Here is an 11,214-nt window from a genome sequence, read left to right as displayed (position 1 = left end):
TCAGCACCCCGATCGCGATCCGGTCCGACAGCCGCTCACCCGCAGGCGCCCTGACCTGCCCCACCCTCGCCACACACAAGACAACGAGACACAGCTGCCTAAGTCACCAGCATTGGGCCTAGTACCCGTGCCGGAGGCGTCATTGCGGGCGGTGCCCAACTGCCCGTAGAACACCGGCCATGAAGAGACGGTTTATCATGTCCATGCTCACCGGGACGACCCTTCTGGTGAGCACCCTGCTCGGCACGGCGCCGACCCGGGCGGCCGACGTACCCGCCGAGTTCGGTACCGACTGGCACGACCCGGTGACCGCGGCGCCGCCCGTGGACCGGCCCTCCGGCAGGTCCTGCCAGGTCACCGTCGCCGAGGCGCAGTTCCGGGACTTCACCCCGTACCGCGGCACCTACACCCCGCCGGACGGCTGCGGCGAGCGCTGGAGCAAGGTCGTGCTGCGGCTCGACGGCAAGGTCAAGGGCCGTCAGTTCGACCGGCTCGGCCACCTCCGCGTCGGCGGGGTCGAGATCTTCCGTACGTCCACGCCGGAGCCGTCGCCCGACGGCATCGAGTGGTCCGTGGAGAAGGACGTCACGCGCTACAGCGACACGTTCCGCAGGTACCAGGACGTCGAGATGCTCATCGGGAACGTCGTCGACGACACGTACACGGGCGTGATCGATGTCCGAGTCGCACTCACGTTCTACTCCGGGGAGCCCGCCACCACCCCCGACCGCGTCCTCACCCTCGACGGGGCCGGCACGCTCATCACCCCGCGCAACAGTGAACGCATCCTCGCCGAGGTGTACGCCACCGGCTCCGGCGGCGGCTGCGAGGAGTACTGGTACCTGTCCGTGCCGGAGGAGGCGCCCTACTCCTGCCGGGCCGACGGCGGCCCCTACCGGGAGGTGCAGGTCACGGTCGACGGCCGACTGGCCGGAATCGCCGCCCCCTTCCCGAACGTCTGGACCGGCGGCTGGTCCAACCCCTTCCTCTGGTACGTGATCCCGGGCCCCCGCGCCTTCGACGTCACACCGATCGAGTACGACCTCACGCCCTTCGCCGGGATCCTCAACGACGGCCGCCCGCACCGCGTCGAGGTGTCCGTCGTCGGCGTGCCCGAGGGGCAGAGCGGCTGGAGCGCACCCGTCAACGTGCTGGTCTGGCAGGACACCGGCAAGGCCGTGGTCGGCGGGAAGCTCCTCACGCACCACGCGGGTGACCTCACCGGGTCGAGCGGCTACACGCCCGGCACCGAGCACCGCGTCGACACCCGCGGTGGACACGCTCTGACCGTCGCCGGGTACGTCGACACCTCGCACGGCCGGGTCACGACCACCGTCACCCGCCGCCTGGCGAACACCTCCACGCACCGGTGGACCGACGGCGAGACCGTGGACGGGCTCGACGCGACCTGGACGGACGACGAGTCGGTCACCGTCGACGGCCGTGGGCCGGCCCGCACCACCCGCACCCACCGCACCTACACGATGAACGGCACGACCACCCTCGGCGCGGACGACCGGCTGCGCACCGTGCTGACCCTCGGCGACCGGGCCGACTCCGTCACGACCCGGAACGGCCGGCGCACCGCGTGGTCGAGGCGCGACGACACCTACACGGGCGACGCCACGTTCACCGTGAACGTCCCGCGCGACCAGCGGCACGCCGTCGGTACGACCAGCGAGCGCTACCGGCTGAACGGCTCGTCCGGCTGTCACGACCGCCTGCTGACGACCGTTCAGGGGGTGGTCACGCAGGACCGCGACGGCTGTTGAGCCGGCCCGCGTGCGACGCGTCACTCGTGGCGGGATTTACACGGCGGAAACGCGGCGGTCTTGTGTGCGATCAACGGCGCCTTCAGAGTGATCGCCACGGAAACCGCTTTCCGCATGGCAGAAGTCCTCGTCCCCAGGGCCTTTGTGTGCCGCCGTCCCCCCAAGGAGTGCCCGTGCCGCCGTCCGTCCCGTCCCTGCCGCGACGCGTCGCACGCATACTGCGTACCTCACTCTTCGCGCAGGTCGCCTGCGCGCTCGTGCTCGGCATCGTCGTCGGAAAGCTGTGGCCGGACTTCGCGGCCGATCTCCAGCCGCTCGGCGACGGTTTCACCCGGCTCATCAAGACGATCATCTCGCCGCTGGTGTTCTGCGTGGTCGTCGTCGGCATCGCCAAGGCCGGTGATCTGAAGGCGTTCGGGCGGATCGGGCTCAAGGCCCTGATCTGGTTCGAGGTGGCGAGCACGCTCGCCCTGCTCATCGGGCTGCTCGCCGCCAACGTCGTCCAGCCCGGCTCGGGAATGAACGTCGACCCGTCCACCCTCGACACCTCTGCGGTCGACGCGAAGACGGGCGGCGGCTCGCTGCCCACGACCACCCAGTTCGTCGTGAACGCGCTGCCCACCAGTTTCATCGGCGCCTTCGCCGAGAACTCCCTGCTCCAGGTGCTCATCCTGGCCTGCCTGGTCGGCGCCGCGCTGCTCCACCTCGGTCACACCAAGGTGCCGCAGGTCCTGCCCGCCATCGAGCAGGCCCAGGAGATCATCTTCGCGATCGTCGGCTTTGTGATGCGCCTCGCCCCGATCGCCGTGTTCGGCGCGATGGCCGTCCTGATCGGCAACTACGGCCTCGGGGTGATCGAGACCTACGCCAAGCTGATCATCCTGTGCTACGCGGCCGCCGCGCTCTTCATCGCGCTCCTCGCCGTCGCCCTGCGCGTGGTCACCGGGCTCAGCCTCTGGAAGTTCCTTCGCTACATCCGCGAGGAGATGCTGCTCGCCCTCGGCACCGCGTCCACCGAGTCCGTCATGCCGCGCGTGATGCAGAAGCTGCGCCGTGCGGGCGCCCGTGACGACGCGGTGGGCCTGGTGCTGCCCACGGGCTACTCCTTCAACCTCGACGGCGCCTCGCTCTACCTGTCCATCGGCACCCTGTTCATCGCGCAGGCCGTGGGCGTGGACCTCAGCCTGGGCCAGCAGGTCACCGTGATTTTGGTGCTGATGCTCACCAGCAAGGGCATGGCCGGCATCCCCGGTTCCGCCTTCCTCGCTCTGTCCGCGACCGCGTCCTCGCTCGGCGCCATCCCGGCCGGCGCCGTCGCCCTGCTCCTCGGTGTGGACCGGATCATGGACTCGATGCGCGTCGTCACCAACCTCCTCGGCAACTGCGTCGCCGTGTTCGCCGTCTCCCGCTGGGAGGGTGCCCTGGACATGGACCGGGCGAAGAAGGTGCTGGACGGCGAGGCGGTGGCCGTATCGGAGGAAGAGTCGGAGGAGAGGCCGGAGAGGCCGGAGAGGCCGGAGGGGGAGGCGCAGGGAGGGGCGCAGCAGCCGGACTCCGATGCCGAGCCGGAGCGCCCGGGGCCCGCCGACAGCCCCGCACGCACCTCCGCCGACACCCCCACCCCCGCCGTCATCGCAGCCGACACCCCCGCCGTCATCCCCGCCCAGACGGCCAAGGAGACGGCCTCCGAGGCCAGCTGACGCTCGCCCGCCTCTCCCCACCGTGGGCGCCGCTCCCGCAGAGGGAGCGGCGGCCACGGCCGTCTCGCTCCCTCGGTGGCGGCGCCCGGCGCGGTCACGCCCCTTCCGTCACGCCCTCCGGCAAGCCCATCCGTACGCTCAACACCGTCGCGCGGCCTCCCCGTCGATCAGCGTGTCCAGCAGCCCGCCGAGCACCGCGCGCTGCTCGTCCGTCAACGGCGCCAGGATCTCCTCCGCCGCCGACCGCCGGGCCCCGTGCAGGTCCCGCAGGGCCTCGTGCCCCGCCTCGGTCAGCTCGATCCGTATCACCCGGCGGTTGGTCGGATCCGGCACCCGGCGCACCCGGCCGCCCGCCTCCAGCCCGTCGACCAGGGTCGTCACGGCGCGCGGGACCACTTCGAGCCGTGCGGCGAGATCGGCCATCCGGGGCGGCGAGCCGTAGTGCGCGAGCGTGCGCAGCAGCCGGGACTGGGCCGGGGTGATGCCCAGGCCGCACTGCTGGAGATGGTGCTTCTGGATGCGGTGCACCCGGCGGGTGAAACGCATCAGCTGCTCCGCGAGCGGGCCGTCGGGATCGGGCGTGGTCATGCGGGAACAATATCAGGACCACGTTCATTGTGAGCATAGGTAACAATGAGCTAAGCTCCGCAAGTCTTCGCCCTCACATCGCCCGTAGGAGCCCATGCACCCCGACAAACCAGACCCCTGGACCCCGGACACCGCCGCCGAAGCCCGGCCCCGCGCCGGTGCGTCGGCCGATTCCCCCGAACAGCCCCGGCAGGTGCGCCGCATCCTGCGGCTGTTCCGCCCCTACCGCGGCCGGCTCGCGGTCGTCGGCCTGCTGGTCGGCGCCTCCTCGCTGGTCTCGGTCGCCACACCGTTCCTGCTGAAGGAGATCCTCGACGTCGCCATCCCCGAGGGGCGCACCGGCCTGCTGAGCCTGCTCGCTCTCGGCATGATCCTCAGCGCCGTCCTCAGCAGCGTCTTCGGCGTTCTGCAGACCCTGATCTCCACCACCGTCGGCCAGCGCGTCATGCACGACCTGCGCACCGCCGTCTACGGCCGGCTCCAGCGCATGTCGCTCGCGTTCTTCACCCGCACCCGCACCGGCGAGGTGCAGTCCCGCATCGCCAACGACATCGGCGGCATGCAGGCCACCGTCACCTCCACGGCCACCTCCCTGGTCTCCAACTTCACCAGCGTGGTCGCCACGATCATCGCGATGGTCGCCCTGGACTGGCGGCTGACCGTCGTCTCCCTGCTCCTGCTGCCGGTGTTCGTCTGGATCAGCCGCCGCGTCGGCAACGAGCGCAGGAAGATCACCACCGAGCGTCAGAAGCAGATGGCCGCGATGGCCGCCACGGTCACCGAGTCGCTGTCGGTCAGCGGCATCCTGCTCGGCCGCACCATGGGCCGCGCCGACTCCCTCACCCGGTCGTTCGCCGAGGAGTCCGAGCAGCTGGTCGATCTCGAGGTCAGGTCGAACATGGCCGGCCGCTGGCGCATGGCCGTGATCACGATCGTCATGGCCGCGATGCCGGCGTTCATCTACTGGACCGCGGGCCTGGCCCTCCAGCTCGGCGGCCCGGCCGTCTCCCTGGGCACGATCGTCGCCTTCGTCTCGCTCCAGCAGGGCCTGTTCCGCCCCGCCGTGAGCCTGATGGCGACCGGCGTGCAGATCCAGACCTCCCTCGCGCTTTTCCAGCGGATCTTCGAGTACCTCGACCTGCCCGTCGACATCACCGAGCGGGCGGACCCGGTCCACCTGGACGAGGTGAAGGGCGAGGTCCGCTTCGAGAACACGACGTTCGCCTACGACGACCAGGGCGCCCCCGTCATCGACGGCATCGACGTCACCGTGCCCGCCGGCGGCAGCCTCGCGGTCGTCGGCCCGACCGGCGCGGGCAAGTCCACGCTGGGCCACCTGGTGCCGCGCCTGTACGACGTCACCGGCGGCCGGGTCACCCTCGACGGGGTCGACGTGCGCGACCTCGACTTCGACACCCTCGCCCGCGCGGTCGGCGTGGTCTCGCAGGAGACGTACCTCTTCCACGCCACGGTCGCCGAGAACCTGCGCTTCGCCAAGCCGGACGCGACCGACGAGGAGCTGCACGCGGCGGCGCGCGCGGCGCAGATCCACGACCACATCGCCGCCCTGCCCGACGGCTACGACACGGTCGTCGGCGAGCGCGGTCACCGCTTCTCCGGCGGCGAGAAGCAGCGCCTGGCGATCGCCCGCACCATCCTGCGCGACCCGCCGGTGCTCATCCTCGACGAGGCGACCAGCGCCCTGGACACCCGGACCGAGCACGCCGTCCAGGAGGCCATCGACGCGCTCTCGGCCGACCGCACCACGCTCACCATCGCCCACCGGCTGTCCACCATCCGGGGTGCCGACCAGATCGTGGTCCTCGACTCCGGGCGGGTCGCCGAACGGGGGACGCACGAGGAGCTGTTGGAGCGGGACGGGCGGTACGCGGCCCTGGTGCGGCGGGACGCCCGGCTGGAACCGACCACGGATTCGGCCACGGAACGGCCCATGGAACCAGCCACGGAACAAGCCACCGATGCGACCACGGAACCGGCCGCGGATCCGGCCATGGAGCCGACAAGATGAAGATACGCCCGGTGATGCCGAGATTATGGCGATATGAGGGTTAGCGTGCCCGCATGCAGATGAACACTCCGCCACGGAGCACGATTCGACTGACGCGCCGGGGCCGGGTCGCCCTCATCGCGACCGGAGCCGTCGTGGCCGGCACCGCCGTGGCGGTGCCGCTGCTGAGCACGGACCCTCAGGAGCCGCCGGAGAAGCCGACCACCCTCGTCGTCCCGGAGGGCTGGCGCGCGAGCCGGATCTACGAGGCCGTCGACAAGGCGCTCGCCCTGCCCGCCGGCACCACCAGGAAGACGCTGCCGACGGCCGGCCTGAAGCTGCCGAACGACGCGGAGGGCAACCCGGAGGGCTATCTCTTCCCGGCGACATATCCGCTGGAGAGGGCGACGCCCCGGTCGCTGCTGACGGCCATGGTCGACGCGGCGAACAAGAAGTTCAACGGGGCGCCGATCGCCGCCGGCGCCCAGCGCAACTCCATGAACGTCTATCAGGCGGTCACCATCGCCAGCCTCGTCCAGGCCGAGGCCGCCACCAAGGCCGACATGGGCAAGGTGGCCCGGGTCGTCTTCAACCGGCTGGAGCGCGGGATGCCGCTCCAGATGGACTCCACCATCAACTACGGGCTCAACCGCTCGACCCTGAAGACGACCCTGGCCGACACCCGGATCGACAGCCCCTACAACTCCTACCAGCGCATGGGCCTGCCGCCGACGCCGATCGACAACCCGGGCGAGGAGGCCGTGCGCGCCGCGATCAGCCCCACGCCGGGCGACTGGCTGTACTTCGTCACGGTCAAGCCCGGCGACACCCGCTTCACGGCGAGCTACGCGGAGCACCTGCGCAACGTCGCCGAGTTCAACCGGAACCAGCAGAGCCCGACGGCGCCGAAAGCCCACTGAGGTGAGGGGGACGTCGGACGTCACGTCGGACGTCACGTCGTACGTCAGGCGGCGGCTGGCTCGGGCCTCGGCTCGCCCGCCGCCTCACCCGCCGTTTCCTGCGACAGCTCGCCGTCCGTCTCACCCGGCGTCTCGGCCAGCAGCCGCCGGATGTCCCGAACCGCCGCCCGGCCCGCCCGGTTCGCGCCGATGGTGCTGGCCGACGGGCCGTAGCCGACGAGATGGATCCGGGGATCGGCGGCCACGCGCGTGCCCTCGATCCGGATACCACCGCCCGGCTCGCGCAGCCGTAGCGGCGCGAGATGGTCGAGGGCGGCCCGGAACCCGGTCGCCCACAGGATGACGTCGGCGGCGACCCGCCGCCCGTCGTCCCACTCCACACCGTCCGGGGTGATCCGGTCGAACATCGGCAGCCGGTCGAGGACCCCGTCCGCCAGGCCCTTCCGGATCGCGTCGTTCAGCGGCAGCCCGGTCACGGACACCACGCTCCTCGGCGGCAGCCCCTGCCGCACCCGGTCCTCGACGAGCGCGACGGCCGCGCGGCCCGCGTCCTCGTCGAAGGGTCCCTCCCGGAAGACCGGCGGCCGTCGGGTCACCCAGGTGGTGGCGGCCGCGTACGGCGCGATCTCCAGCAGATGCTGGGTACCGGACGCGCCCCCGCCGACCACGACGACCCGCTGTCCGGCGAACGCCTCGGGCCCCGGATAGCGGGCCGTGTGCAACTGCCGTCCGCGGAAGGTCTCCTGGCCGGGATAGCGCGGCCAGAAAGGCCGGTCCCAGGTGCCGGTGGCGTTGATCAGCGCCCGTGCGGACCAGGTGCCGTCGGAGGTCTCGACGAGCAGCCGCCCGCCCGTGCCCTCCCGCACCGCCGTCACCTCCACCGGCCGGCGCACCCGCAGGTCGAAGGTCCGCTCGTACGCGTCGAAGTACTCGGTGATGACCTCGGACGAGGGCCGCGCCGGATCCGCGCCCGTCAGCTCCATCCCGGGCAGCGCGTGCATCCCGTGCACCTTGCCGTACGTCAGCGACGGCCAGCGGAACCGCCAGGCGCCGCCCGGACCCGGGTTGTGGTCCAGCACCACGAAGTCGCGCTCCGGCTCGAAACCGGAGCGCCGCAGGTGATAGGCGCCGGCCAGTCCTGCCTGCCCGGCGCCTATGACGACCACCTCGACCTCACGCATGTCGTTCACGCTTCTACCAACAGCGCGGGCCGCGAGGATCATCCCCGTCACGAGGACTTCCCCGTCACGAGGACCTTCCCGTCACGAGGACCTTCCCGTCACGAGGACGTGCGCGCCGGCGTCGTCGACGGGGGCAGGTCGCCGTTGAACCGCGGGTCCACGAAGTCGGCGAAGTCGACCTTCCGCGGGATCAGCTTCAGCTCGGCGAACGTGTCGGCGATCTCCTGCTCGGAGGCGATGAGCGGCTTGTCCACCGCGACCGAGATCCGCGAGGCGTTCGTCCGCCGCACCGACGCCAGCGCCACCTCGTAGGGCAGCCCGGTGTCCTTGGACCAGACCTCGGCCCACTCCTGCTGATGGTCGTACACCCAGGCCGTGGCGCGCCGCAGCCGCTCCAGGTAGTCCTCGATCGCGGCGGCCTTCTTCGTGTCCTTGAGCGCGGAGGGCGCGGCCACCTGGACGGTCAGGCCGTTGGTGACGCCCTCACCGGTGGTCAGCACCCGCCCCTGCTTCGCCTGGAGCACCTGCGAGGTGTACGGGTCCCACACCGCCCACGCGTCCACCTTGCCGGAGGTGAACGCGGCGAGCGCGTCGGCCGGCTGGAGGTACTTGACCTTGACGTCGCTCAGGCTCAGCCCTGCCTTCTCCAGCGACGCGACCAGCTGGTAGTGCGCGGAGGACCCCTGCGCCACGGCGACCGACCGGCCCTTGAGCTGCTCGGCCCCTGTCAGCTTCGAGCCCTTCGGTACGAGGATGGCGTCACCCTTCGACGTGCCGTGGAAGGCGGCCACCACCGTGATCCTGGAGCCTGCCCCGGCCGCGAAGACCGGCGGGGTGTTGCCGACGCCGCCGATGTCGACGGCCTCGGCATTCACCGCCTCCAGGAGCGGCGGGCCGGAGGTGAACGTGGACCACTTGATCTTGTAGTCGAGGTTCTTCAGCTCCCCGGCGGCGCGCAGGATCGCCTCGGAACCACCCTTCTGGTCCCCGACGTTGAGCGTGAGGGAGCCCTTGCCGTCGGTGTCGCCACCGGCGCCCGTGCCGGCGGAGGCGTTCCCGCCGCAGGCGGTGAGGAGCAGGGCGAGGGGGAGGAGCAGAGCGGCGGGGACGAGGTGTCGTCGCATGGGGAATCCGTTCTCGAAGGAGCCAAGGAGCCAAGGAGGCAAGGAGGGGAAACGGGGAAGGGAAGGGGGAGGTCAGGTGGCTTCGACGCCGAGTCGGTGCAGCAGCCCGGCACGGAGTTCGGCGAAGCGGGGGTCGGCGATGTCGCGCGGCCGGTCGAGGTCGATGTGCTGTTCGTGCGCGATGACCCCGCCGTCCATGACGAGCACCCGGTCGGCGAGCAGTACGGCCTCCTCGACGTCGTGGGTCACGAGCAGCACGGCGCAGCCGCGCCGCTGCCACAACTCGCCCACCAGCCGCTGGGCCTTGAGCCGGGTCAGCGCGTCGAGCGCGCCGAACGGCTCGTCGAGCAGCAGCAGATCGGGCTCGCGCACCAGGGCCCGGGCCAGGGAGGCGCGCTGGGCCTCGCCGCCGGAGAGGGTCTTCGGCCAGGCGTCGGAGCGGTGGCCGAGCCCCACCTCCGCCAGGGCCCGGTCGGCGACAGCACGCTCGGGCCGCCCCGGCAGCCCGAGAACCACATTGCGCCACACCTTCTTCCACGGCATCAGCCGCGGCGCCTGGAAGGCGACGGCCTTGCGGCGCGGCACCAGCACGGTGCCCTCGATGTCGCGGTCCAGTCCCGCGAGGATGCGCAGCAGGGTGGACTTGCCGCAGCCGCTGCGGCCGAGCAGGGCGACGAACTCGCCGGGCCGGACGTCGAGTCGCAGGTCGTCGATGACGGCGCGTCCGTCGAAGAAGCGGGTCAGCGCTTCGACACGGACCGCGCTCGTGCTCACCGGCCGGTGAACGTCGGTCGCCATTGCAGCAGCAGCCTTTCGAGGGAGCGGACGATGAAGTCGGCGAGCAGGCCGAGGAAGGCGTAGACGATGAGGCAGACCACGATCACGTCGGTCCGCAGGAAGTCCCGCGCCTGCACCATCAGGAAGCCGATGCCTGCGTCTGCGTTGATCTGCTCGGCGAAGACCAGTGCGAGCCAGGCGATACCCAGCGAATAGCGCAGCCCGGTCAGCGCGCCGGGCAGCGCCCCCGGCAGGACGACGTGCGGTACGAGTCCCCACCGCGACAGCCCAAGGGACTCGCCGGCCTCGATCAACTGGGCGTCCACGCCCCGGATCCCGGCGTACACGTTGAGGTAGAGCGGGAAGGTCACCCCGAGCGTGATGATGGCGATCTTCGGGGCCTCGCCGATGCCGAACCAGATGATGAACAGCGGGATGAGACCGACGAACGGCACGGTCCGCAGCATCTGCACCGGGGCGTCGACCAGGTCCTCGCCGATCCGGAACAGGCCCGAGACCAGGGCGAGTCCGGTGCCGACGACCGTACCCAGCAGCAGTCCGGCGGCGACGCGCTGCAGGGAGGTGCCCATGGCCGCGGGCAGGGACCCGTCGGAGATCAGTTCCCCGGCGACCTGCGCGATCCGGCCGGGGGAGGCGAGCACGTCCGGGGCCAACACGCCCGTGCCGCTGAGGAGTTGCCACAGCAGGAGGAGCAGGACGGGGCCGGTGGTGCGGCGCAGCCAGCGGGGGACCCGGGTGCGGTGGGAGGAACGGGGGGCGAGGGGTTCGAGGTCCAGGGCGGATGCAGCGGATGCAGCTGATATGGGCGAAATATCCGCCTCGGGTGAGTCGGGCGGAGCATGGCTGATGCTCATGGGAGCTCCAGGGAGGGGAGGGGGAGGGCAGCCGGTGGGGGTGGACGGGCGTGGACGGGCGCACCTCGGCACCAGCGCGTCACGGTGCGGCGTTCAGCGCGCGCCGGACATGCGGGTGCGGTGGACCGAGGAAACGGGAGAAAGAGGGGGTGAGAGCGGGTGAAAGGGCGTCAGCGGCCGCGGCGACACGCGGCGGAGGTCACCCGCAGCAGGTCGATGTGACCGCGCGTGGTGAGCAGGGCTGAACGCAACATGCCGCAGAACGTAGC

General features: G+C 71.2%; 10 protein-coding genes. 4 read left to right on the top strand and 6 right to left on the bottom strand.

Annotated elements, in window-relative coordinates; translation table 11 throughout:
• Window positions 1–179: 179 nt before the first annotated feature.
• Both ACZ6D7_RS31940 and ACZ6D7_RS31935 read left to right on the top strand, forming a co-directional pair.
• A complete protein-coding gene (locus ACZ6D7_RS31940) occupies window positions 180–1,772 on the top strand; it encodes a peptide-N4-asparagine amidase (RefSeq protein WP_469498329.1) in 1,593 nt (530 codons plus the stop codon).
• Between the two features lie 173 nt (window positions 1,773–1,945).
• On the top strand, window positions 1,946–3,472 hold the full coding sequence (locus ACZ6D7_RS31935) for a cation:dicarboxylate symporter family transporter (protein WP_469498326.1): 1,527 nt from the start codon (window positions 1,946–1,948) through the stop codon (window positions 3,470–3,472).
• A gap of 138 nt (window positions 3,473–3,610) precedes the next feature.
• On the opposite strand, the gene ACZ6D7_RS31930 is transcribed toward ACZ6D7_RS31935, so the two are convergent.
• Window positions 3,611–4,060 carry a MarR family winged helix-turn-helix transcriptional regulator gene (locus ACZ6D7_RS31930; RefSeq protein WP_469498324.1) on the bottom strand — a complete coding sequence of 150 codons (450 nt, stop codon included), beginning with the start codon at window positions 4,058–4,060 and terminating at the stop codon, window positions 3,611–3,613.
• 94 nt (window positions 4,061–4,154) lie between these two features.
• Between ACZ6D7_RS31930 and ACZ6D7_RS31925 the strand changes: the two genes are divergently transcribed.
• On the top strand, window positions 4,155–6,089 hold the full coding sequence (locus ACZ6D7_RS31925) for an ABC transporter ATP-binding protein (RefSeq protein WP_469498323.1): 1,935 nt from the start codon (window positions 4,155–4,157) through the stop codon (window positions 6,087–6,089).
• Window positions 6,090–6,142: 53 nt separating this feature from the next.
• Complete coding sequence (gene mltG / locus ACZ6D7_RS31920; protein ID WP_469498320.1) at window positions 6,143–6,988, top strand: endolytic transglycosylase MltG; 846 nt, start codon at window positions 6,143–6,145, stop codon at window positions 6,986–6,988.
• Window positions 6,989–7,032: 44 nt separating this feature from the next.
• On the opposite strand, the gene ACZ6D7_RS31915 is transcribed toward mltG, so the two are convergent.
• The 5 genes from ACZ6D7_RS31915 to ACZ6D7_RS31895 all read right to left on the bottom strand — a co-directional run bounded on the left by ACZ6D7_RS31915 (window position 7,033) and on the right by ACZ6D7_RS31895 (window position 11,199).
• Window positions 7,033–8,178, bottom strand: coding sequence for an NAD(P)-binding domain-containing protein (locus ACZ6D7_RS31915; RefSeq protein WP_469498317.1), 1,146 nt, complete (start codon window positions 8,176–8,178; stop codon window positions 7,033–7,035).
• Between the two features lie 89 nt (window positions 8,179–8,267).
• Window positions 8,268–9,293 (bottom strand): ABC transporter substrate-binding protein, encoded by a 1,026-nt coding sequence (locus ACZ6D7_RS31910; protein WP_469498316.1) that lies wholly within the window; start codon window positions 9,291–9,293, stop codon window positions 8,268–8,270.
• A gap of 72 nt (window positions 9,294–9,365) precedes the next feature.
• Entirely contained in the window at window positions 9,366–10,091 is a 726-nt protein-coding gene (locus ACZ6D7_RS31905) for an ABC transporter ATP-binding protein (RefSeq protein WP_469498311.1), read from the bottom strand.
• A complete protein-coding gene (locus ACZ6D7_RS31900) occupies window positions 10,064–10,945 on the bottom strand; it encodes an ABC transporter permease (protein WP_469498308.1) in 882 nt (293 codons plus the stop codon). Before ACZ6D7_RS31900 ends, ACZ6D7_RS31905 begins: the two co-directional genes overlap by 28 nt.
• 170 nt (window positions 10,946–11,115) lie before the next feature.
• On the bottom strand, window positions 11,116–11,199 hold the full coding sequence (locus tag ACZ6D7_RS31895) for a putative leader peptide (protein ID WP_367658055.1): 84 nt from the start codon (window positions 11,197–11,199) through the stop codon (window positions 11,116–11,118).
• Window positions 11,200–11,214 lie beyond the last annotated feature (15 nt).

This window comes from Streptomyces sp. NPDC041784 (assembly GCF_055591025.1).
The sequence above is the reverse complement of the archived record's forward strand: the minus strand, read 5'-3'. Positions and strand labels throughout refer to the sequence as shown.